Consider the following 21,677-nt stretch of genomic DNA (forward strand, 5'->3'; position numbering starts at 1 on the left):
TGAATAATATGACACTATCCAGTAATGACATTTTACCAGGAACATACTTATAAAGCAAATAATTTCACATAGAAACTAATTTTAAATTTATTTTATGAATTCATCTAAAAACAGGAGGAGGCTTTTCCTTTTGCCGTAATCCATTTTGTTCCAGACTTGATCGAGGCGTTGTTTTAATTCTTTATCGAGCCCAGATAGATAGTCATGCGGGATATTAGAAACATTCAGATCCTCCATGCAATCAATAAAGAACCAACTTATTGGTGTCTTTAGAGACACTGCAATTTTAACTAAATGCGCAACATTGATCTTATTCGTTCCTCGTTCATAACGGGAAAGTTGTTGCTGAGATATATCGATAATTTCTGCAAGTTCAGCTGCGGTTAACCCGGCTTCCTTACGTCTGCTCTGAATACGCTGTCCTACCAGCTTATCAGCTGAATCTGCCACCAGTTTAACCATCATTTATTCTCCCGTCCGTCCATAAGCGGAAGTTTGGGTCTTTTTTACTCTTGCATGAACATCGCTAATGACCTTAAAATCCAATAAATACTCACTTATAGATCAAACAAGACTAGGACTGACGAGCTGAGTGACCAGCAGATGAGCCTTAGAACAAAGGTGGACAGAAAGGGGAACATTGTGGCAACCACCATTACTGAGATAACGGATTGCTTTGAGTACTTTTTCAGCTCCCTTTACCGGCGTGAATTTGTCAAAACACTGCGTCTGAATGAATGCAGCGAGCGGGAATTACTGCCATTAGTACGTTGCTATTTACTGGGTTGGTTTGCGGATAACGTCTCGCCAGAAGTTAAAAGCAGGCTACCTGGAACGGTATCCGGGCATGGTTTCATTGACTTTGTGATTGACGATGTGGCCGTTGAGTTTGCAGTCCGTAAGCCAACAGCAGCTCGTTCCAATGTCTCCGCAACCGTAAACAGCACGGAAGTGGAGAAGTTGATGAAGCACGACGGCAAAGCACTGCTTGTACTGTTTGACTTCTCTGACACGCCCTATTCAGAAGAACAGATCGAATCATTCCGTAACTGGCCCTCCCTGGGTCGGGGGAATCACCGTAAATCAGCTTTCAACGTTGTGTATTTCTTTGTGAAAAAACGCAGGCCGCTGGCACTGGGGAAAATCACCAAAAACATTCGTATTAGCTAACAGGATATTTAATGATGAAGAGAATTGTTACTGCATTAATACTGACAGCCTTAGCCTTCCCGACAATCGCAGCTCAATACGGTAAGCCTGGTGCAGTTTTAACGCTAAAGCCTGGGAACGGTAATGCGGAGTTCAGCATCAACGCATCAACCAAAGATGGCTCAGGGATCTGCAACATGGAAGGGACAGCACAACAAATAGCTGCTGGTGAGAATCAGAAACGCCGTTGGATCTGGAACGATAGTTCCAGCCAGTGTGTTGTTGTGCTCAGTGAAATGAATAATGGAAAAACCAGCGTAATGACTCGTGGTTGCGAAGGATACTGCGGGGCTTCGGCAGCAGGCGCAATGGATGGTCAATACAGCAAAAAATAATAAAACGGCACTTTGATTTGAAGGAAAACAACAAATGAAAATAAATATGCTTCTGGTACTGACTGCAGTGGGTTTAATAGTAGGCTGCGGCGATAAGACACCAAAATGCAATAGCGATGACGCCAAGAACCTAGTCGTTGATATTGCACGTAAAACGATAGAGAAAGGAATGACGCTTGATAAGGATGTCCAAATTTCTGTGGAAAATGTCAGGACATTAAGCCATGAGTCAGGTCTTGACGTTTATCAGTGTGCCGCTGAGCTAACTTTCGCCAAACCAAACATGAAAGACTCATTGCCTATTACGTATCGGGTACAGAAAACAGAAGATGGTAAAGGGCAGTTTTATATAAATGTATATGGCTTATGATAGTTAAACGGTCGAGGATACAAAGTGACATGGAAAGGTTCTTGATAGAGTTGTCTCGGTAAAAAAGATTTTTTTAGATGAGCAAAACAGCCCAAATGGGCATGCTACATATGCTCTTGAGAATCCAAATTGCAGGAGCATGAACACTAGACAACAGTAGTGTTGCTTGTATCATTACTACCATCCCGCATCATGAAGTTACTTAGATATAATATTTACAAAATCGCCATTATTCCAGATAATGGCGACCTACATGTAATTAATCTATATTATTAAACCCACCCTCTATAAACCATCGTTCAGTTAATAGCTTAGAATACAATGCATACTCCCATGAGTCTGGTCTTCTTTTAACCAAATCAAAACAGGTTTTAATATCTTCCTCTACAGCCCACCAATCTTTTGCCTCGAGGTATGGGGAAAAAGTTTCTTTCATGTCTTCAATTATAGTTATAGCGCTAGCCCCATAAAGCTCATCAAGTTTGAGTCTAGTAAAATGGTTTTTTAGCTTAGCCTGAGCTTCAGGTTTGAGATGGTCATTCGACTTGCAACGATAAATTATCTCGATAGGATCTTTACTTATAAAATCCATTTCAAACCAGCTAAATTTCGAAAAATCATCATAATATGGATGAATAAATTGTTTATCAAGACGATCGGGCATAGTATTTTTTTTGGCCTCATTGCACCGAGTGCAAATAGGCACCAAATTTTTAGGGCTGATAGCAAAAGAATAATATGTCTGCTTAGGGGCATGATGGTCTAAACAAGTAGCTGTACTTCCTGAACACATTGGGCACTTCTTCCGAGGGGCTGACGCGATAAGTTTGTTATATTCTTCGCGGCAAACACCATCCCGGCCAACTAATTGCTCAAGATAAAAGCTTTTCATCTTCTCACCTGTGAATTTACCAAATTCCACAGAGCGTTTTAAATCCACTATTCTCTGATTAGTCAAGCAGTCATGATAATCAGCATATAACTTTGCTATAATGGGCAATACTTCATCTAAATCCTCCTGCGAAAAATCATCGGGGTATGCCCTGACACATCTTTCAAAAATATCAATTTCGTCCATAGTCGGCAAAGGTAAATGTATCATCCTTCCGTCCTTTTTTTATTCTTTGCCTTTATCAAAGTGCGTGCTAATGCTCTTGCTTCTCCGCCTAACTTGTTATCGAAATGCATCGCTAACTTATCGAAATTATCATATTCCTCGGCGGCATCGCTTATCATCTTATAAAATCCAGTATTCACAACTTCATGGTTGAAAACCGCCCGAGTCAGTGCTCCAACGTTCTCACCAAATGTCTCTAGTTCAGGCCTGTCGGCACTCATATATCTTCCGGTACGGTTTAATACCCAAGCACAGTCAGAGCGAACCTCTTGCAAAACTACAGGTGAGTGCGTAGCCACTATAGCCACACCATTTCTTTCACTCATAAGATGCGATACAGCACGGATATAAGCGGATATTAAAGGAGGATGAAGATGTGCCTCAGGCTCATCAATGAGCGTCAACGAGCGGTCTTCAGTAACTTCAATTAATTTTGTAATACTAATAAGGGTAACCAAATGTCCAGAACTTAACTTATTCAAGAAAACACGAACATGTTCGGTCCAATCCTTAACGGATTTATCAACAGAATCTCCAGCCATAACAATTTCAACATTGGCTAGTTTAGACACGTCTGCTTCGCTGAATAAAGGGTCGTTTTCAAGAATTTTTAAACAATCTTCCCAGCGTTTCCTTCTGGCACCGACTAAGCATTGCGACATACTTTGGCAAAACTCATAATGTAACTCATCGAATGACTTAGGTCTTAATTCAACTCTACCTATATTTTTTTTACCATTTATATTATCCTTGGTCATTAATCCAATATACTGATATTTAACTCCTGAAGGAATAATATCAGAATCAACGGGGCCAAACCTGTCGAAAGGGCTATACGACAATAAAGTTAGAGAAGTAAAATAACTATGATTATTTTCCCAAGCTTCATTGCCAGAAGGCACCTGAAGCAAACCAACATGTTGTGCCTCAATTGCTTTCTGATTGATCACTCCTTTTATTAATCCAGCAAATAATGTGGTTTTACCAACTCCGTTCCTCCCTATAATAGCTTGAACATTACTTGGAGGAGTATCATAGGGACTTATATTGAATTTAAGACGAACAAAGTCATCATTAACGTCTTTGAAAGGAAACAAATAGGAGAAGTTGAATGGTTTATTGAAGTCATTCCCATACGCTATCTCATGCCAAGTTTCCCTTACGGTTCGTTCACTAATACTCCTTAGTAAGGAACCAGACATTGCAGGATGGTCTAGATATAAATCATAAATGTTTAGATTGAATGCGCAATCCCTTACTCCTTCCAAGATGGCACGCCTATCCATATCGGGAATTTCATTTAGAGTTTCGTAATAATTTTCACTTTGACCTAGCGAGAAAAACTCCTCACCCAAATAAGGAAAAGCATCAGGAAGTTCAGGCTTCCTCGCCCTAAGTTTTTCTTCATCAGAAGCACATTCTGACTCCGACTTCATCCTCTGTTCGGCGATTTTTAATTCGCCGACTCTGCTAGATACGCCATGCTCATCACAATATATCATTATGAACAATGTTTCCCAATAAAACCAATCATTCCAATTATCTTTTATAAGATAGACTGTTTTAGGAATCCCATGAGCTGGAAGGCTGCTAACACATTTAAAGTTCATGTCACCTCCGAAGAGTAATAAAATAATATGACGAAGCGAACTTGTACATCGGCATATTTTATATATTAAAAACCCGCTAATTGAACTGCCCCGACAGACGAAGACATATCCTGTCCTCACGACGGGGCCTGTTCAAAGGCCTCCAGACTAAGGCCACCGAGATGACTGTGAAGCCGGGCCCGGCTGTATAACACTTCAATATAATTGAAGGCGGCCTTCACAGTTATTTATTCACTCTTTATTAGGAGAGCCCGGTGTTCCTTATCAAAGGCGAATACCGCCAGATTTTGGTATTGCGAATTGCTCTGGTTCCTTGCCAAGCGGAAAACCGACTACGTAAAGCATGTTGACGGGCATTGGCTTACTGTCAGGCTCAGAGCCCCACTTCATCTGTATCTTGCGCTCAGCATAGCGCAACGAAACACCGAGCGTTCTGAGCATATTAATCTGGGATTGCATCTCGTCATACACCTCGAATTTCTGCGTTTCAGAATAAGCATCCGCACAATCTCTGAAGTCTCTGAAATAGTCCACTAGTAAGGCAAAAGCCTCGTTCGCTTCACGGGTCAGTTCGAAGGCAGGCTCGGACAAGTCCATAATGCAGACCTCTGCGAGTTTAGCCAACTGTTTGCCAGTGGTCAGCGGGATAGCCGCTAAGGTGACATGCTCTCGATCAAACTTTTCTTTCGCCGCTTTGACTTCGTCCTCAGAGGGAATGGTGAACGGCTTGTTGAGCACATCGATATCCTCAAATTCAAACGCACTGGCAAGAGCGCGGCGTGTATCGAAGCTGGCGGATAGACCTTGCTCCACCCGCTGAATTGTTCTCACGTTGAGGCCAGAGATATTAGCCAATTGCTCCTGCGACCATTTCCGCATCTCGCGGAACATTTTGATGCACATGGCCAGTTCAGCGGGCGTCAGCAAGCGGGCTTGAGTGTTTTCTGTAGCATTCATTTCGTGGCTCCTTTGTTCTCGAACGATGTGACACAGTATGTGGGGTCACGCGCAAGGCCAACACGACACGAGCCCGACAGCTACTGACAAGCATGCCGTACTTAAAAAGGCACAGACTGTGTCTTACTCCGGTGGCTGAAGCGCTTTTCTGATCTCAATCAGCCGTTGAAGAAGTTCGTCGAAAGTCACAACGATGACGTCAGATAAAGCATGCCTGACAAGTTCAAATGATTTTTTTTGAGAGTGTTCCGCTGGCATCATGCCGACGATCACTATGCAACGTATAGCATAACTATGAATGTCGTTGCGATTCATGTTGTTTTTTATGATCGGTAATTCGCTTTGGAGCCTGAAACGCTGATCCAGAATTTGGGCAATGGCTCCTCCAAACTCAGTTGAGGGCACATAGACATCGTCTCCTCGGTACGGATTTTTACTTAGCAGTTCTGCCCCCGGCTTTTTGATCTCAATAAGAGCTAGATTTCCCGTAGATGCGGACGCATACAAAAAGTCGGCAATTTTTCCTCCGCTTCCGTTTAGTCGCTTGCCACCTGTATATGCTTGCCCCTGCACCATCAGAGCAGGAACGGCAAAAGCCAGACTGAGGATAAAGGGATTTTCCAAAAAAAAGCTCTGCCACTTACCTTCAGCAAGCCCCTTTACAAGCATTTCCTGATAGCGCTCTATCAGTTGATTTAGAGTGACAAGTTCAATATCGCTTTTCAAAGCCAAAAGAGCCTGGGGCTCAGCCTCGGCTAACGCCCCCACATTGTCCTGCACCATTCGGACGACGGCTCGCCGATCATGTTTGGATAAGGTCGCGTGGTCTCGACCGCCATTCGTTATTTCTGCAATGGCGTCGGGCCTAATCTTCTTCTTGATGGCTGGAAATTGCTTCGCATCCGCTGCATGCAATAAGGTCTCGTAGGTACGAAAGTGTCTTTCCTTACGAGCATCTCTTTGGTAGCGAGATGTAATGCGGTTTAGTTCCTTTCGCAGCGCATGGAATCTGGTTATACCGAGAATGAAGAATGGAGCATCAATCCTGGCTTCATTTCCCTTGTGAACAAGCAGGATGTTGATGCCATTCACGCCTGCGGCTGTCTCGCAGATTTGTCGATACTCCCAGAGAAGGCCTAAACCAAATCGAAAATCTTTCGCGAACCCTTCTGGCAATTGTTCAAGCAGTTCCACAACATCATCGGTGGTCGCAGGTAAAAGATAGGGCTCAGCAACCGGTCGCGCGACGACGATACGTTCAAGAGAGCCGTACTTTGGGTGAAGATAGTCATCCCTATCCGCTCGGACGTTGAGAGGCCAGATAGTCAATCTATCAGGAAGCACATGGAGTAACCGTCCCATCGGCGAATCGGGTTTGCGCTGTGCGGGGGCAATATCCGTGAAAAAAACGTTAACGCCATCATCTTCCGGATCAGCCGACGCGATCACCAAAAAGGGGCCGCCATCTGCGCGCTCCCGTTGGTTGAATACTGAAGGTCTGAGCGATGCCATTAATCACGATTCCTTAGAATGGAGAATTCTTCGTCGACGACGAAATAGGGTGGATGATCGAAATTTTTTTCAAGAAAGCTCCTCTCATCCAAACCGAATACCTGAACCATTAGGACCAATGATATAGGTAACCTCTTCAAGGCTCAGTTCTGTTGACTCCTGACCAAACGACTGAAAACCAAATAAACGAATTGTTTAAAGCTTCATCTTTTTCCTAACCCAGTTTATTTTATTTGTTAAATCAAATGACTGCTTTATATCTAAATTCAATATCACAGTTTTACTGAAACTTTAAGAGTCATTTTTATGATTCAGTCTACTCATTTACATTGTACTCCTCATAACTTCCTCTCATCGCATAACAGCTGCGAACACATTTCAAATAAACTTGACCAATATTAATCAGTGGTGGAAGGTCAAGGGGGGGACAAAGCGCCTCATGTTTTATGGGCGGTCAACCATATAAATGATTATGTTCATACGTATGCTGCGTTAGAATTATTAAACAAAACGAATGTATTGAACGTTCAGCAAAGCAAAGGAGCCTTTATAGCGCCTTTATTTAAATAGTGCTTATAGCAGAGATACTTATAGCTGAGAATCAAGGTAATCTGCCCAAATCTGCAACCATTTCCTACACTCTGCATCATACTTGTAGAGGTTATAAATTCCTTCCACACCGCCTTTTGTATGCCCCAGAATAGCCTCAGCCACTTCGTTAGGACATTGAAGCCGCGATAGCCCGGTACGCACAGTCCGCCGTAAATCATGCGGTGTCCAGCTCGGTATATCTAACATCTGGCCGGATTCACGTAAGCGCCACGCATTCTCTGTCAGATACTTTTGCTGGATTGGTCGTCTTGTTCGTGTAGACGGGAAAAGGTAGGTATCCGAGTTGAGGCGGAGCACTTTAAGAAAGTCTACGGCCTGAGTGGATAACTGGACATAACGCTCAACACCCGTTTTAGTCTCGCGCAGGTGTATCGTACCCTTCTCCAGATCAACATCCTTCCACGCCATGTTACAGACCTCTCCGGTACGGCAACCTGTCCAGAGGGTCAGGCGAAGCACATTTTTAATCGTTGGGGAAAAAGCAGAGCCCGGTAGCCACTGTAGAAACTTTTTAAGCTCAGCTTCACTCAGCACACGCGTACCACGATTATTGGTAAGCTTGATTCGAGTCTGACGGAGGCTGGACTTTGCCAACAGCGCGGGATTAGCAAAGCTGGCATCAAAACGCCCCAAACCAATAGCGAACTCGTAGGCCAAAGACAGCTCCCGTAGAACGTTACCGGCTTGCACTTTTGCTCCTCTGGCAACAATGCCATTGATAAGCGTAATCACTTCATTGCGCGTGATTTCAGCGGCATTACGATCGCCTAGCTTATCTACCGCATCGGCATACAGTGTTCTGCGCACTTCATCCTGGCCTTTCTTCTTCCGGGCCCCCGGAATGATTTTGCCATCCCTGGTTTTGCGGTCTTCAATGCGCTCAGTCAGGTAAAGCTCAACTAATCCCTGCACTGTCAATTCAGGTACTTTGGCCTTTTCAGCCTCGATTGCACGAAGTTGTTTTTCCTGCTTGAGTTCTGATGCAGGGCACCGACCTTCCTGACGGAGGAGCTTTAATTCGTTGAGTTTAAGACGTGCAGCGGCGAGAGAAGTCTGCGGGAAGTTGCCAATTTTGACCTGAGCAAGTTTTCCAGTCACAGGGCTCGTGTAACGGTAGAAAAAAGATTTAACACCAGTAGCACCACAGGAGACACGTAAACCACGATTTTCGCCAATATCAGCTTTATCTTTGTCACCTGGCTTCATCATTTCTATCGCTTTAAACGACAGTGGCTTTGCCTCTTGTTTTCCTGCCATAAAGACTCCGTTATCATGCTCCCTACGCATTTATGAAACAAAATGTAGGTTGTGCTGTAAGTAGCCATATTTTACCAAGCTATAGGTTGGCAAGCTACACTTTAACCTACATTTAAATGTAGGATTTCATGAGATCCAATGAGAGAAAGTGAAACTCAATGAGAACAACAAACATCACTAACTCATTAAAATTTAAGAAAATGGACATCATAAACCGATGAGTACACTAGAGAATTTCGACGCCCATACCCCAATGATGCAGCAGTACCTGCGTCTCAAATCACAGCACCCGGATATCCTGCTTTTCTACCGAATGGGCGATTTCTATGAGCTGTTTTACGATGATGCGAAACGCGCGTCGCAGTTGCTGGATATTTCGCTAACTAAACGCGGCGCATCGGCAGGCGAACCTATTCCCATGGCGGGCGTCCCCCATCATGCGGTAGAAAACTATCTGGCGAAACTGGTCAACCTCGGCGAATCGGTGGCGATCTGCGAACAAATCGGCGATCCAGCCACGACCAAGGGGCCGGTTGAACGCAAAGTGGTGCGCATCGTGACGCCTGGCACCATCAGCGACGAGGCATTGTTGCAGGAGCGCCAGGATAATCTGCTCGCCGCACTCTGGCAGGACAGCAAAGGGTTTGGCTACGCCACGCTGGACATCAGTTCTGGCCGGTTCCGCCTTAGCGAGCCGCAGGACCGGGAAACCATGGCCGCGGAACTCCAGCGCACCAACCCGGCGGAATTACTGTACGCCGAAGATTTTGCCGAAATGGCGCTGATTGAAGGCCGCCGCGGTTTACGTCGCCGTCCGCTGTGGGAATTCGAAATCGACACCGCGCGCCAGCAGTTAAATATGCAGTTCGGCACCCGGGATCTGACCGGCTTTGGTGTAGAAAACGCGCCGCGCGGGCTGTGCGCCGCGGGTTGCCTGCTCCAGTACGTGAAAGATACACAGCGCACCGCCCTGCCCCATATTCGTTCCATCACCATGGAGCGCCAGCAGGACAGCATCATTATGGATGCCGCTACGCGCCGTAACCTGGAAATCACCCAGAATCTGAGCGGCGGCATTGAAAATACCGTGGCATCGGTGCTGGATGGCACCGTCACGCCGATGGGCAGCCGTATGCTGAAACGCTGGCTGCATATGCCGGTACGCCATCACGAAACATTACGCTCGCGTCAGCAAACCATTGCCGCGCTGATGGATCGCACCGGTGAACTTCAGCCTGTACTGCGCCAGGTCGGCGATCTTGAGCGTATTCTGGCGCGCCTTGCGCTGCGTACCGCGCGGCCCCGCGACTTAGCGCGTATGCGCCATGCCTTCCAGCAATTACCGCTGCTGAACGAACTGCTTGGCGAAATCGACAGCGAATATGTGCAAACCCTGCGCCAAAATATGGGCGAATTCAGTGAGCTGCGCTCGCTGCTGGAACGCGCCATCATTGATTCTCCGCCAGTATTGATCCGCGACGGCGGAGTGATCGCCCCCGGCTATCATGAAGAGTTGGACGAATGGCGCGCGCTGGCGGACGGCGCGACAGATTATCTCGACCGGCTTGAGATTCGCGAGCGGGAAAAACTCGGGCTGGATACGCTTAAGGTCGGCTTTAACGCAGTGCACGGCTATTACATTCAGGTCAGCCGCGGCCAGAGCCATCTGGTGCCGATGAATTATGTGCGCCGTCAAACGCTGAAAAACGCCGAGCGCTACATTATTCCTGAGCTAAAAGAGTACGAAGACAAAGTGCTCACTTCGAAAGGAAAAGCGCTGTCGCTGGAAAAACAGCTCTATGACCAGTTATTCGACATGCTGTTGCCGCACCTGGCTGAGTTGCAGCAAAGCGCCAGTACGTTAGCGGAACTGGACGTCCTGGTTAACCTGGCTGAACGCGCGTTAACCCTGAATTATTGCTGCCCAACCCTGAGCGATAAGCCCGGCATCAACATTGTCGAAGGGCGTCATCCCGTGGTGGAACAGGTGCTTAATGAGCCCTTTATCGCCAATCCGCTGGCTCTGTCTGCCCAGCGCAAAATGCTGATTATTACCGGCCCTAACATGGGCGGTAAAAGCACCTATATGCGTCAAACCGCGCTGATTGTGCTGATGGCCTATATCGGCAGTTATGTGCCCGCCACTCAGGCGGAAATCGGCCCCATCGACCGTATATTTACCCGCGTTGGTGCAGCGGACGATCTGGCGTCTGGCCGTTCTACCTTTATGGTTGAGATGACCGAAACCGCCAACATTCTGCACAACGCCACCGAATACAGCCTGGTGCTGATGGATGAGATTGGCCGTGGCACTTCCACTTACGATGGTCTGTCGCTGGCGTGGGCCTGCGCGGAAAGCCTGGCAAACCGGATTAAAGCGTTCACTCTGTTTGCGACACACTATTTCGAGCTCACCACGCTGCCTGAGAAAATGGAAGGCGTCGCCAACGTGCATCTGGACGCTATCGAGCATGGCGATACCATCGCGTTTATGCACAGCGTTCAGGATGGCGCAGCCAGTAAGAGCTATGGTCTGGCGGTAGCGGCACTGGCTGGCGTGCCAAAAGATGTGATTAAGCGCGCCCGCCAGAAGCTGCGTGAACTGGAGAACCTGTCGGGTAATGCATCCGCCACGCAGATCGACGGTACGCAGATGTCGCTGCTGGCCGCAACGGAAGAAACCAGCCCGGCGGTGGAAGCGCTGGAAGCCCTCGACCCCGACTCGCTGTCGCCGCGTCAGGCGCTGGAATGGATTTATCGGCTGAAAAGCCTGGTGTAATTGATGGGGCAGGCATAAAAAAATCTCTCGCCAGGAGAGATTTTTTAAAGCAAAAAGGCGGTGAAATTCACCGCCTTTTTTTAGAGCAAAACTTATTCGCGGAACAGCGCTTCGATGTTCAGACCCTGGGTCTGAAGAATTTCGCGCAGACGGCGCAACCCTTCAACCTGAATCTGACGAACACGCTCACGAGTCAGGCCAATTTCACGGCCTACATCTTCGAGCGTTGCCGCTTCATAGCCCAGCAGGCCGAAACGACGCGCCAACACTTCACGCTGTTTGGCATTCAGTTCGAACAGCCATTTGACGATACTTTGTTTCATGTCATCGTCTTGCGTGGTGTCTTCCGGACCGTTGTCTTTTTCATCGGCCAGAATGTCCAGCAGCGCTTTTTCTGAATCGCCACCCAGAGGGGTGTCGACGGAAGTAATGCGCTCGTTGAGACGCAGCATACGGCTTACGTCATCAACCGGTTTATCCAACTGCTCGGCAATCTCTTCCGCGCTGGGCTCATGGTCCAGCTTGTGAGACAGTTCGCGTGCAGTACGCAGATAAACGTTCAACTCTTTAACGATGTGAATCGGCAGACGGATGGTTCGGGTTTGATTCATGATCGCCCGTTCAATCGTTTGACGAATCCACCATGTTGCATAGGTTGAGAAGCGGAACCCACGTTCTGGGTCAAATTTCTCAACAGCGCGAATCAGCCCCAGGTTGCCCTCTTCAATCAGATCCAGCAGAGCCAGACCGCGATTGCTGTAGCGACGAGCAATTTTTACCACCAGACGCAGGTTACTTTCGATCATGCGACGGCGGGAGGCGACATCACCACGCAAAGCGCGGCGCGCGAAATAGACTTCTTCTTCTGCTGTTAACAGCGGGGAATAACCAATCTCCCCCAGATACAGTTGAGTCGCGTCCAGCACACGCTGTGTTGAACCCTGCGACAACAGCTCTTCTTCAGCTAAGTCGTTATCACTGGGTTCCTCTTCTATTAAGGCTTTTTCGTCAAAAGCCTCTACTCCGTTCTCATCAAATTCCGCGTCTTCATTTAAATCATGAACTTTCAGCGTATTCTGACTCATAAAGGTGGCTCCTACCCGTGATCCCTAAGCAAAGCGTCTGACTCTGTTTATGTGGGGCGCAGTGGCTACGTGGACCTTTGCGCCCTTTACAGCAGAGTGGCAAACCGCTTTACCAAATTATCGCTGCGGTAAGTAACGCAGCGGGTTTACGGATTTCCCCTTGTAACGAATTTCAAAATGCAAGCGTGTAGAACTGGTTCCGGTGCTACCCATGGTAGCGATTTTCTGCCCCGCCTTAACTTCTTGTTGTTCCCGGACCAGCATTGTGTCGTTATGGGCGTAGGCACTCAGGTAATCATCGTTGTGTTTTATGATGATAAGATTACCGTAACCGCGCAGAGCATTACCGGCATAAACTACCCGCCCGTCTGCTGTGGCGATGATAGCCTGGCCTTTACTGCCTGCGATATCGATCCCTTTATTACCGCCTTCGTTCGCGGAGAAGTTCTCGATAACCTTGCCTTCAGCCGGCCAGCGCCATGTAGAAATCGGCGAACTGGTTGTCGTGCTGCTGACAGTCGGTTCAGTAGAGCTAACCACAGGTGCCGTTACCGGTGCTGTGACTACTGTCCCAGTACTCGGATTATTCGGCAACATTTTGTTAGCACTTTGTTCACCTGAGGACTCAGAATACGTAATTGTTGGTTTGGACGCAACTACCGTGGTGGAATTTTGTGCAGGCGGAGTCACGATCCCCTGTGCCGTAGCATCGGCCTGAGTTATTGCATTGCCGCCAGTGATAGGCGTTCCCGATGCGTTTCCGACCTGTAACGTCTGCCCGACGTTTAAACCGTAAGGGGGCTGAACGTTGTTACGTTGCGCTAAGTCACGGAAATCATTACCTGTTATCCAGGCGATGTAGAAAAGTGTATCACCACGCTTAACGGTATAGGTGCTACCGCCCGCATAGCTTCCCTTCGGAATGCTCCCATATTTACGATTGTAAACAATTCGGCCATTTTCTGTACGAACGGGCTCGTCGGGAATGGCCTGGACCTGTGTAGGTTGGGTAACAGGACGCTGTACCGGTTGGATTTGCGGTGCGGGCGTCGGCGTGTTCATTTTTGGCGGCGGCGTAATCAACATTCCGCTGCTGGTCTCACCACCGCTGTTGCCGCCATTCACTGAACTGATCGGCGCTTGAGATTGATTATTGGATGAACACCCGGCGACAAGAAGTGAAATCAGAGAAAGTGTCGCCACCCGGCGTGCTGTAAATGTATGGCTTCCCGCGCTCATTGTTCCCCCAAAATGATGGTCTTTACTGCTAAAAATGAAGACAACCGTGGCCGGCCATCAGCAAAATGAAAATTCGCCTCACCATACGCTGATAAACCGATAAGGAAACAGGAAAAACTCCTGGTTATGCCAGTTCTCCCCGAACTAAAGGGACAAAGCGCACGGCTTCCACGGTGTCGATAATAAACTCGTCGCCCCGCCGACGAACCCGCTTTAATAGCTGGTGCTCATCGCCCACGGGCAAAACAAGAATGCCGCCGTCATCCAGCTGCGCCATTAAGGCGGCAGGGATTTCCGGCGGCGCGGCTGTGACAATAATAGCGTCAAACGGCGCACGCGCTTTCCAGCCTTGCCAGCCATCGCCGTGACGAGTTGAAACGTTATGTAAATCGAGCTGCTTCAGGCGGCGTCTGGCGAGCCACTGTAGCCCTTTGATGCGTTCTACCGAGCAAACATGATGCACCAGATGCGCCAGAATGGCGGTCTGGTAACCCGATCCGGTACCAATTTCCAGCACTCGTGATTCCGGGGTCAGCTCAAGAAGCTCCGTCATCCTGGCAACCATATAGGGTTGCGAAATGGTTTGCCCCTGGCCAATCGGCAAGGCGACATTATCCCAGGCTTTATGCTCAAACGCCTCGTCGACGAACTTATCGCGCGGAACCTGCGCTAATGCCTCAAGCACACGCTCATCGCGGATCCCTTGCGCACGCAACTGTTTTAAAAGCGTTTGTACGCGATTACTTACCATTGACCATCCACTCCCGCACGATCAAGCCAGGTGGAGACAACCTCCTGCGCGCTATAGGCCGTCAGGTCAACGTGAAGAGGCGTGACTGAAACATAACCTTCATCCACGGCGGCAAAATCGGTTTCCGGTCCGGCATCATATTTTTCGCCGGGCGGTCCAATCCAGTACAGGGTATTGCCGCGCGGATCCTGCTGAGGGATCACTTTATCCGCCGGATGACGGCTACCGCAGCGCGTCACGCGGATGCCTTTAATCTCAGACAAGGGTAAATCTGGAACGTTGATATTCAGAATGCGGCCTGTACGCAGCGGCTCGCGCTCCAGGGCCCGCAGGATGCTACAGGTCACCGCCGCCGCGGTTTCGTAATGCTCGAAGCCGTTAAGCGATACCGCAAGCGCCGGGAAACCGAGGTGACGCCCTTCCATCGCAGCCGCCACCGTTCCTGAATAGATTACGTCGTCCCCGAGATTCGGCCCGGCATTAATGCCCGATACCACTACGTCAGGGCGCGGGCGCATCAGCGCGTTAACGCCCAGGTAGACGCAGTCGGTAGGCGTCCCCATTTGTACGGCGATATCGCCATTCGGGTATTCAAAAGTGCGCAGAGAAGATTCAAGCGTCAGCGAGTTTGACGCGCCGGAGCGGTTGCGATCGGGTGCGACAACCTGCACCTCGGCAAACTCGCGTAAGGCTTTCGCCAGGGTTTGGATCCCCGGCGCATGGATTCCATCATCGTTACTCAGCAATATCCGCATAATCACCCGACGTTGTTATCAATTCCCTTACTACACTGGTAGCAAAACTCCCCGCAGGCAACCAAAAACGCATTTCCACGCTCGCGTCATCCCGCCAGGCCCAGCTCATCGCCTGAGGAAACATCAGTATCGCGCGCCGGGCGGCCTCTACTTTCTCACGCGTTAATAAAGCCTGTAAATCTGCCTCCTGGGCAATGCGCTGCTGCTCATTTTCCAGCGCCTGACGTGCAGTTCCCCACTCGCCGCTGCCCGGCAGCGCCGCCGTGATTAACAGTTCATGATTATCCACACGCGCCTGGAGCGCTGGCAGTTCTTCCTGCGTCGCAACAAACCAGCTTCCGCGCCCCGCTAATTGTAGCGCATCGCCATCAACAACTTGATTAAAGTCTGTTTTTTTAAGCCGCTCGCTAACCAGCTGATTAAACAACGCGCTGCGGGCAGCTGACAATGCAAAACTGCGTTTATTGCGATCGCGCAGCGGCTGGTTATTTTGCGCCCAGACCCGCGCCTGGATCAGGTTACTGCCGCCGCGACCAAAACGCTGCGGGCCAAAATAGTTAGGCACGCCGTCGTTTTTTACTGCATGAAGGCGAGTTTCCAACTCATCGCGCCGGGTAATGTCGCGTAATACCAGCGTAAAATGATTGCCTTTTAATGCCCCGGTGCGCAATTTGCGCTTATGGCGCGCGTACTCGAGCACCTGACAGCCTTCCAGCGCAAAACCGCTTAAATCCGGCATCTCTTTGCCGGGTAAGCGCACGCAAAACCACTGTTCAGTGACGGCATGCTTATCTTTTTGCCCGGCGAAGCTGACTTCGCGGGCCGGCACTTTAAGGAACTTAGCCAGCGCGTCCGCCACAAAGCGCGTGTTGCAGCCCTTTTTGACGATGCGCACCAGCAGCTGCTCGCCTTCGCCATCCGGCGCGAAGCCCAAATCTTCCACCACCACGAAATCTTCCGGCGAGGCCTTCAAAACGCCCGAACCCTGGGGTTTACCGTGCAGCCACGTCAGTTGTTCAAAATCCATCAGGCTTTCACCTTCACCAGCAGCGCCACCGCTTCGCAGGCGATACCTTCGCCGCGCCCGGTGAAACCCAGTTTCTCGGTGGTAGTGGCTTTGACGTTGACGTCATCCATATGGCAACCCAGATCCTCTGCGATAAACACGCGCATTTGCGGAATATGCGGCAGCATTTTCGGTGCCTGGGCGATGATCGTCACATCGACGTTGCCCAGGGTGTAGCCTTTTGCCTGAATCCGGCGCCAGGCTTCGCGCAGCAGTTCACGGCTGTCTGCCCCTTTAAACGCCGGATCGGTATCCGGAAACAGTTTGCCGATATCCCCCAGCGCCGCCGCGCCTAACAGTGCGTCGGTCAACGCATGCAATGCCACATCGCCATCTGAATGGGCCAGCAGCCCTTTTTCATAAGGGATGCGCACGCCCCCAATGATCAATGGGCCTGGGCCGCCAAAGGCGTGTACATCGAAGCCATGTCCGATCCGCATTATGCATTCTCCATCTGGGTTAAACGGGTAAGATAAAACGCCGCAAGGGCAAGGTCTTCAGGACGCGTCACTTTAATATTATCACCGCGTCCGGCCACCAGTTCAGGATGATAGCCGCAGTGTTCCAGCGCCGACGCTTCATCGGTGATCGTCGCCCCTTCATTGAGGGCACGGATCAGGCAGTCGCGCAGTAATTCAAGGGGAAAGAGTTGCGGGGTGAGCGCGTGCCAGAGATCGATGCGCTCGACGGTATGGGCAATCAGCGCTGTTCCCGGTTCGCCGCGCTTCATGGTGTCGCGCACCGGCGCGGCCAGGATGCCGCCGACGCGGCTGTGCGCCGTAATCGCCAACAGCGCGTCCAGATCGTCAGGATGCAAGCAGGGGCGCGCAGCGTCATGCACCAACACCCACGCGGCATCACCGGCTATTTTTAAACCCGCCAGCACGGAATCCGCACGCTCGCGGCCACCGTCCACGCGCGTTACGCGCGGATCGCGGGCCAGCGGCAATGCATCAAATTGCTTATCGGCGGGACTGACGGCCACAATAACGCGGCCCACGCGAGGGTGGCGCAGCAAGCTCGCTACCGCGTGTTCAAGGATCGTGTGGTCACCAATGGTGAGATATTGTTTGGGACAGTCTGATTGCATGCGGCTGCCAATTCCGGCAGCCGGCACCACGGCAATCACGTCCGCACAGGAAGATGCCATGTGTATAACCTGAGCCTGTTATCGATTATTCTGCCGTGACCCCGCCGCCTGCTTAGACGCATCGGGCACCAGACGATAGAAAGTTTCGCCGGGTTTGGTCATGCTCAATTCGTTACGCGCGCGCTCTTCAATCGCCTCTTGTCCGCCGTTGAGATCGTCGATTTCCGCGAACAACTGGTCATTACGCGCTTTGAGTTTTGCGTTGGTTGCCTGCTGGGCCGCCACGTCATCGCTGACGCGGGTGTAGTCATGAACGCCGTTTTTACCAAACCACAATGAATACTGTAGCCAGACGACTAATGCCAGCAATAGCAGTGTTAGTTTACCCATTCTGCCCCCTGAAAAACGGCATAATCATCCCACAACTTTCTGTTGGGCACTACCTGGCCCAATCTGACTCCCAAAAAACAGCGGCAAAATGTACCACATAACGCGCCAGGATGCGCCTGTACCTGCGAAGCGGGAACGTAATTAATAACTCGTTACGCCTGGACGTATGTCTTAACTTAGCTCATAAGCCAGAGAAACAGCACGCCAAACATCAGGGCGACGGTGACGATCGTCATGATGCAGCTCACGATCAGGCGGCCATCAAGCAGAGAATGGAGCGCAATGCCGATCACTACCGCGACGGGCATCAGCGCCAGGAAGAAAGGCCAGGTATAGAGAAAAAAGAACAGGGTGTTAGGACCATAGAACAGGAAGGGGAAGCCCAACGCCAACAGCCACGCTAAAAAGCCAAGGATAGCGCCAGGCAATGTCCAGGTTGTCTCTTCAGCAGCAGGCGGGACGGATGCCTGCGAGATAATCATGTTCGTTGAATTGCGCATACCCGATCCTGTGACCTGACTTGCCGGGAACAGGATTTCCCGGCGCTGTCTCAGAATTTGATAATATCGTCCCGCCGCAGCAGGTCTAATATTTGCGCAATCAAATTTGTTACTAATTGTTCACCATCTAAATGGATTTCCGGGCGTTCAGGCGCTTCGTATACCGCATCGATGCCCGTGAAATTGCGCAACTCACCCGCACGGGCTTTTTTATACAATCCCTTAGGATCGCGCGCTTCGCAAATGTCCAGCGGGGTATCGACAAACACTTCGATAAAACGCCCTTCCCCCACCCGCTCGCGCACCATCGCGCGTTCTGCGCGGTGCGGAGATATAAACGCCGTCAATACCACCAGCCCGGCATCCACCATCAGGTTAGCGACTTCTCCCACGCGGCGAATATTCTCTTTGCGATCGGCATCGCTAAAGCCCAGGTCGCTGCACAAGCCATGGCGCACGTTATCGCCATCCAGCAAATACGTGCTGACGCCGCGCTCGTGAAGCGCCGTTTCCAGCGCCCCCGCGAGGGTGGATTTCCCCGAGCCCGAAAGCCCGGTGAACCACAGCACCACGCCCCGGTGACCGTGCAACTGCTCACGGGCTTGCTGGGTCACCAGATGCGAATGCCAGACGACATTTTCGTCATGGGCCGCCATTACTTGCCTCCCAGCAAATCGCGCGCGCCCCAGTGCGGGAAGTGACGGCGTACCAGCGCGTTCAGCTCCAGCTCGAATGCGCTGTAAGCAGAAGGCTCCTGGAAGACCTCCACCTGCGGTTCAAGCACCATGCCTGCGCCCACAGTGACGTTGGACAGTCGATCGATAAAGATCAGGCCGCCGGTGACCGGATTGTGTTGGTAAGGATCCAGCACCAACGGCTCGTCAAACGTCAGATCCACCAGCCCGATCCCGTTCAGCGGCAGCGTTTCCACCACGCGCTGGGTCAGGTTGTTGATATCCACCTGGAACTGAATATTGTCGACCCGGGCGCGAGTCTTTTTACCGGCGACTTTGATGTCGTAGCTTTGGCCCGGCGTCAGCGGTTGTTCCGCCATCCAGACCACGTCGACTTTCGCGGCCTGCACGGTCATGAGATCTTCACTGGCGTCCAGTAAAACATCGCCGCGGCTGATGTCGATTTCATCTTTCAGCACCAGGGTGATGGCCTCACCTGCCGCCGCCTCTTTGAGATCGCCATCGAACGTCACAATACGCGCCACGGTTGATTCCACGCCGGACGGCAGCACCTTAATACGCTGGCCGACTTTCACCACGCCGGACGCCACGGTCCCGGCATAACCACGAAAATCGAGGTTCGGACGGTTAACATACTGAACCGGGAAGCGGAATGACTGGTGCTCAACGTCTTTGCGGATTTTGACGGTTTCCAGCACTTCCAGCAGCGTCGGGCCGCTGTACCACGGCATTTTATCGCTCTGGCTGGCGACATTGTCCCCTTCCAGCGCCGACAGCGGCACAAAACGGATATCCAGCGACCCCGGCAACTGTTCGGCGAAGGTCAGATAATCCTGTTTGATCTGCTCGAACGTCTGCTCGCTGAACTCAACCAGATCCATTTTATTAACTGCAACGACCAGATGCTTAATCCCCAGCAGCGTGGAAATAAAGCTGTGGCGGCGGGTCTGATCGAGTACGCCTTTACGGGCGTCGATCAGCAGGATCGCCAGATCGCAGGTGGAGGCGCCGGTCGCCATGTTGCGGGTGTACTGCTCATGCCCGGGGGTGTCGGCGATAATAAATTTGCGCTTCTCGGTGGAGAAATAGCGGTAGGCCACATCAATCGTGATGCCCTGCTCGCGCTCGGCCTGAAGACCGTCCACCAGCAGCGCCAGATCCAGTTTTTCACCCTGGGTACCGTGGCGTTTGCTGTCGTTATGCAGTGAAGAGAGCTGATCTTCATAAATCTGACGGGTATCGTGCAGCAGACGGCCAATCAGGGTACTTTTCCCATCATCAACGCTGCCGCAGGTTAAGAAGCGCAGCAGGCTTTTGTGCTGTTGGGCATGCAGGTAAGCCTCTACGCCACCCTCGTTAGCAATTTGTTGGGCAATCGTGGTGTTCATGAGCGGCTCCTTAGAAATAACCCTGACGTTTTTTAAGCTCCATGGAGCCTGCCTGATCGCGGTCAATCACGCGCCCCTGCCGTTCGCTGGTAGTGGAAACCAGCATCTCTTCGATGATTTCAGGCAGCGTTTGCGCATCGGATTCCACCGCGCCGGTCAGCGGCCAGCAGCCGAGGGTACGGAAGCGAACCATGCGCTTCTCGATCACTTCGCCCGGCTGTAGGTCGATACGGTCATCGTCGATCATCATCAGCATGCCGTCGCGCTCCAGCACCGGGCGCTCAGCGGCCAGGTAGAGCGGCACGATCTCAATATTTTCCAGGTAGATGTACTGCCAGATATCCAGCTCGGTCCAGTTCGACAGCGGGAAGACGCGGATGCTTTCACCCTTGTTAATCTGGCCATTGTAGTTGTGCCACAGTTCCGGACGCTGGTTTTTCGGGTCCCAGCGGTGGAAACGGTCGCGGAACGAATAAATACGCTCTTTGGCACGGGATTTCTCTTCATCGCGGCGCGCGCCGCCAAAGGCCGCATCAAAGCCGTATTTATTCAGGGCTTGCTTCAGGCCTTCGGTTTTCATGATGTCGGTATGCTTAGCGCTGCCGTGAACGAACGGGTTAATGCCCATCGCCACGCCTTCCGGGTTTTTATGCACCAGCAATTCGCAGCCATAGGCTTTAGCGGTACGGTCACGGAACTCGTACATCTCACGGAATTTCCAGCCAGTATCAACATGCAGCAGCGGGAACGGCAGCGTGCCCGGATAAAACGCTTTACGCGCCAGATGGAGCATCACGCTGGAGTCTTTGCCGATGGAGTACATCATCACCGGATTCGCGAATTCTGCGGCAACTTCACGAATGATATGGATGCTTTCCGCCTCCAGTTGTCGCAGGTGAGTGAGTCGTTTTTGATCCATAACCTTTCCTTATAAGGCCTGACACCGCAGGCGTTGTATTA

At 50.6% G+C, this 21,677-nt stretch carries 22 protein-coding genes; 4 read left to right on the forward strand and 18 right to left on the reverse strand.

Annotation, left to right across the window (positions count from 1 at the left end; translation table 11 throughout):
• Positions 1 to 87: 87 nt before the first annotated feature.
• Positions 88 to 462, reverse strand: coding sequence for a helix-turn-helix domain-containing protein (locus FHW74_RS08600; RefSeq protein WP_048993078.1), 375 nt, complete (start codon positions 460 to 462; stop codon positions 88 to 90).
• A gap of 180 nt (positions 463 to 642) precedes the next feature.
• Here FHW74_RS08600 and FHW74_RS08605 point away from each other — a divergent pair, with 180 nt between their 5' ends.
• The 3 genes from FHW74_RS08605 to FHW74_RS08615 are packed head-to-tail and all read left to right on the forward strand — an operon-like array spanning position 643 to position 1,914.
• Positions 643 to 1,170, forward strand: a complete 528-nt coding sequence (locus FHW74_RS08605) for a hypothetical protein (protein WP_183170047.1) — start codon at positions 643 to 645, stop codon at positions 1,168 to 1,170.
• 14 nt (positions 1,171 to 1,184) lie between these two features.
• Positions 1,185 to 1,544, forward strand: a complete 360-nt coding sequence (locus FHW74_RS08610; RefSeq protein ID WP_183170365.1) for an acyl-CoA dehydrogenase — start codon at positions 1,185 to 1,187, stop codon at positions 1,542 to 1,544.
• A gap of 34 nt (positions 1,545 to 1,578) precedes the next feature.
• On the forward strand, positions 1,579 to 1,914 hold the full coding sequence (locus FHW74_RS08615; protein WP_048993058.1) for a hypothetical protein: 336 nt from the start codon (positions 1,579 to 1,581) through the stop codon (positions 1,912 to 1,914).
• Between the two features lie 259 nt (positions 1,915 to 2,173).
• On the opposite strand, the gene FHW74_RS08620 is transcribed toward FHW74_RS08615, so the two are convergent.
• The 5 genes from FHW74_RS08620 to FHW74_RS08640 form a co-directional block, all read right to left on the reverse strand.
• Positions 2,174 to 3,016, reverse strand: a complete 843-nt coding sequence (locus FHW74_RS08620) for a hypothetical protein (RefSeq protein ID WP_048993060.1) — start codon at positions 3,014 to 3,016, stop codon at positions 2,174 to 2,176.
• Positions 3,013 to 4,641: an AAA family ATPase gene (locus FHW74_RS08625; RefSeq protein WP_048993061.1), complete on the reverse strand. Its 1,629-nt coding sequence runs from the start codon at positions 4,639 to 4,641 to the stop codon at positions 3,013 to 3,015. Before FHW74_RS08625 ends, FHW74_RS08620 begins: the two co-directional genes overlap by 4 nt.
• A 264-nt stretch (positions 4,642 to 4,905) precedes the next feature.
• Positions 4,906 to 5,598: a helix-turn-helix domain-containing protein gene (locus FHW74_RS08630; protein ID WP_048993063.1), complete on the reverse strand. Its 693-nt coding sequence runs from the start codon at positions 5,596 to 5,598 to the stop codon at positions 4,906 to 4,908.
• A gap of 123 nt (positions 5,599 to 5,721) precedes the next feature.
• Positions 5,722 to 7,110 (reverse strand): Shedu immune nuclease family protein, encoded by a 1,389-nt coding sequence (locus FHW74_RS08635; RefSeq protein ID WP_048993064.1) that lies wholly within the window; start codon positions 7,108 to 7,110, stop codon positions 5,722 to 5,724.
• Positions 7,111 to 7,698: 588 nt separating this feature from the next.
• Entirely contained in the window at positions 7,699 to 8,979 is a 1,281-nt protein-coding gene (locus tag FHW74_RS08640) for a site-specific integrase (RefSeq protein WP_048993066.1), read from the reverse strand.
• Positions 8,980 to 9,196: 217 nt separating this feature from the next.
• Here FHW74_RS08640 and mutS point away from each other — a divergent pair, with 217 nt between their 5' ends.
• Entirely contained in the window at positions 9,197 to 11,758 is a 2,562-nt protein-coding gene (gene mutS / locus FHW74_RS08645; protein WP_183170048.1) for a DNA mismatch repair protein MutS, read from the forward strand.
• A 92-nt stretch (positions 11,759 to 11,850) separates the two neighbouring features.
• Here the strand turns inward: mutS and rpoS are convergent, their stop codons facing one another.
• From rpoS to cysD, 12 genes are all read right to left on the reverse strand, one after another.
• On the reverse strand, positions 11,851 to 12,843 hold the full coding sequence (gene rpoS / locus FHW74_RS08650; RefSeq protein WP_002434658.1) for an RNA polymerase sigma factor RpoS: 993 nt from the start codon (positions 12,841 to 12,843) through the stop codon (positions 11,851 to 11,853).
• Positions 12,844 to 12,960: 117 nt separating this feature from the next.
• Complete coding sequence (gene nlpD / locus FHW74_RS08655) at positions 12,961 to 14,082, reverse strand: murein hydrolase activator NlpD (RefSeq protein ID WP_183170049.1); 1,122 nt, start codon at positions 14,080 to 14,082, stop codon at positions 12,961 to 12,963.
• Between the two features lie 124 nt (positions 14,083 to 14,206).
• Positions 14,207 to 14,833 (reverse strand): protein-L-isoaspartate(D-aspartate) O-methyltransferase, encoded by a 627-nt coding sequence (locus FHW74_RS08660; RefSeq protein WP_183170050.1) that lies wholly within the window; start codon positions 14,831 to 14,833, stop codon positions 14,207 to 14,209.
• Complete coding sequence (gene surE, locus FHW74_RS08665; RefSeq protein WP_183170051.1) at positions 14,827 to 15,588, reverse strand: 5'/3'-nucleotidase SurE; 762 nt, start codon at positions 15,586 to 15,588, stop codon at positions 14,827 to 14,829. The genes FHW74_RS08660 and surE overlap by 7 nt, the downstream gene beginning before the upstream one ends.
• The gene (gene truD / locus FHW74_RS08670; RefSeq protein ID WP_370527986.1) at positions 15,569 to 16,615 is read right to left on the reverse strand and encodes a tRNA pseudouridine(13) synthase TruD; all 1,047 of its coding nucleotides are present in this window, start codon (positions 16,613 to 16,615) and stop codon (positions 15,569 to 15,571) included. The genes surE and truD overlap by 20 nt, the downstream gene beginning before the upstream one ends.
• On the reverse strand, positions 16,615 to 17,094 hold the full coding sequence (gene ispF, locus FHW74_RS08675) for a 2-C-methyl-D-erythritol 2,4-cyclodiphosphate synthase (protein WP_183170052.1): 480 nt from the start codon (positions 17,092 to 17,094) through the stop codon (positions 16,615 to 16,617). Before ispF ends, truD begins: the two co-directional genes overlap by 1 nt.
• On the reverse strand, positions 17,094 to 17,804 hold the full coding sequence (ispD, locus tag FHW74_RS08680) for a 2-C-methyl-D-erythritol 4-phosphate cytidylyltransferase (RefSeq protein ID WP_183170053.1): 711 nt from the start codon (positions 17,802 to 17,804) through the stop codon (positions 17,094 to 17,096). The genes ispF and ispD overlap by 1 nt, the downstream gene beginning before the upstream one ends.
• Positions 17,805 to 17,822: 18 nt before the next feature.
• Positions 17,823 to 18,134: a cell division protein FtsB gene (gene ftsB, locus FHW74_RS08685; RefSeq protein ID WP_161660299.1), complete on the reverse strand. Its 312-nt coding sequence runs from the start codon at positions 18,132 to 18,134 to the stop codon at positions 17,823 to 17,825.
• Between the two features lie 176 nt (positions 18,135 to 18,310).
• On the reverse strand, positions 18,311 to 18,634 hold the full coding sequence (locus FHW74_RS08690; protein ID WP_183170054.1) for a DUF3561 family protein: 324 nt from the start codon (positions 18,632 to 18,634) through the stop codon (positions 18,311 to 18,313).
• 50 nt (positions 18,635 to 18,684) lie between these two features.
• Complete coding sequence (cysC, locus tag FHW74_RS08695) at positions 18,685 to 19,290, reverse strand: adenylyl-sulfate kinase (RefSeq protein ID WP_183170055.1); 606 nt, start codon at positions 19,288 to 19,290, stop codon at positions 18,685 to 18,687.
• Complete coding sequence (gene cysN / locus FHW74_RS08700; RefSeq protein WP_183170056.1) at positions 19,290 to 20,717, reverse strand: sulfate adenylyltransferase subunit CysN; 1,428 nt, start codon at positions 20,715 to 20,717, stop codon at positions 19,290 to 19,292. The genes cysC and cysN overlap by 1 nt, the downstream gene beginning before the upstream one ends.
• Positions 20,718 to 20,727: 10 nt before the next feature.
• Positions 20,728 to 21,636: a sulfate adenylyltransferase subunit CysD gene (cysD, locus tag FHW74_RS08705; protein WP_183170057.1), complete on the reverse strand. Its 909-nt coding sequence runs from the start codon at positions 21,634 to 21,636 to the stop codon at positions 20,728 to 20,730.
• Between the last annotated feature and the right edge of the window lie 41 nt (positions 21,637 to 21,677).

This window comes from Atlantibacter sp. RC6, assembly GCF_014193285.1.
GTDB lineage: Bacteria > Pseudomonadota > Gammaproteobacteria > Enterobacterales > Enterobacteriaceae > Atlantibacter.

Bases quoted from the DNA above. Each gene is read 5' to 3' on its own strand.
- FHW74_RS08600 (WP_048993078.1), bottom strand. From the start codon at position 462: ATGGTTAAACTGGTGGCAGATTCAGCTGATAAGCTGGTAGGACAGCGT.
- FHW74_RS08610 (WP_183170365.1), top strand. From the start codon at position 1,185: ATGAAGAGAATTGTTACTGCATTAATACTGACAGCCTTAGCCTTCCCG.
- FHW74_RS08615 (WP_048993058.1), top strand. From the start codon at position 1,579: ATGAAAATAAATATGCTTCTGGTACTGACTGCAGTGGGTTTAATAGTA.
- FHW74_RS08620 (WP_048993060.1), bottom strand. From the start codon at position 3,016: ATGATACATTTACCTTTGCCGACTATGGACGAAATTGATATTTTTGAA.
- FHW74_RS08625 (WP_048993061.1), bottom strand. From the start codon at position 4,641: ATGAACTTTAAATGTGTTAGCAGCCTTCCAGCTCATGGGATTCCTAAA.
- FHW74_RS08630 (WP_048993063.1), bottom strand. From the start codon at position 5,598: ATGAATGCTACAGAAAACACTCAAGCCCGCTTGCTGACGCCCGCTGAA.
- FHW74_RS08635 (WP_048993064.1), bottom strand. From the start codon at position 7,110: ATGGCATCGCTCAGACCTTCAGTATTCAACCAACGGGAGCGCGCAGAT.
- FHW74_RS08640 (WP_048993066.1), bottom strand. From the start codon at position 8,979: ATGGCAGGAAAACAAGAGGCAAAGCCACTGTCGTTTAAAGCGATAGAA.
- mutS (WP_183170048.1), top strand. From the start codon at position 9,197: ATGAGTACACTAGAGAATTTCGACGCCCATACCCCAATGATGCAGCAG.
- rpoS (WP_002434658.1), bottom strand. From the start codon at position 12,843: ATGAGTCAGAATACGCTGAAAGTTCATGATTTAAATGAAGACGCGGAA.
- nlpD (WP_183170049.1), bottom strand. From the start codon at position 14,082: ATGAGCGCGGGAAGCCATACATTTACAGCACGCCGGGTGGCGACACTT.
- FHW74_RS08660 (WP_183170050.1), bottom strand. From the start codon at position 14,833: ATGGTAAGTAATCGCGTACAAACGCTTTTAAAACAGTTGCGTGCGCAA.
- surE (WP_183170051.1), bottom strand. From the start codon at position 15,588: ATGCGGATATTGCTGAGTAACGATGATGGAATCCATGCGCCGGGGATC.
- truD (WP_370527986.1), bottom strand. From the start codon at position 16,615: ATGGATTTTGAACAACTGACGTGGCTGCACGGTAAACCCCAGGGTTCG.
- ispF (WP_183170052.1), bottom strand. From the start codon at position 17,094: ATGCGGATCGGACATGGCTTCGATGTACACGCCTTTGGCGGCCCAGGC.
- ispD (WP_183170053.1), bottom strand. From the start codon at position 17,804: ATGGCATCTTCCTGTGCGGACGTGATTGCCGTGGTGCCGGCTGCCGGA.
- ftsB (WP_161660299.1), bottom strand. From the start codon at position 18,134: ATGGGTAAACTAACACTGCTATTGCTGGCATTAGTCGTCTGGCTACAG.
- FHW74_RS08690 (WP_183170054.1), bottom strand. From the start codon at position 18,634: ATGCGCAATTCAACGAACATGATTATCTCGCAGGCATCCGTCCCGCCT.
- cysC (WP_183170055.1), bottom strand. From the start codon at position 19,290: ATGGCGGCCCATGACGAAAATGTCGTCTGGCATTCGCATCTGGTGACC.
- cysN (WP_183170056.1), bottom strand. From the start codon at position 20,717: ATGAACACCACGATTGCCCAACAAATTGCTAACGAGGGTGGCGTAGAG.
- cysD (WP_183170057.1), bottom strand. From the start codon at position 21,636: ATGGATCAAAAACGACTCACTCACCTGCGACAACTGGAGGCGGAAAGC.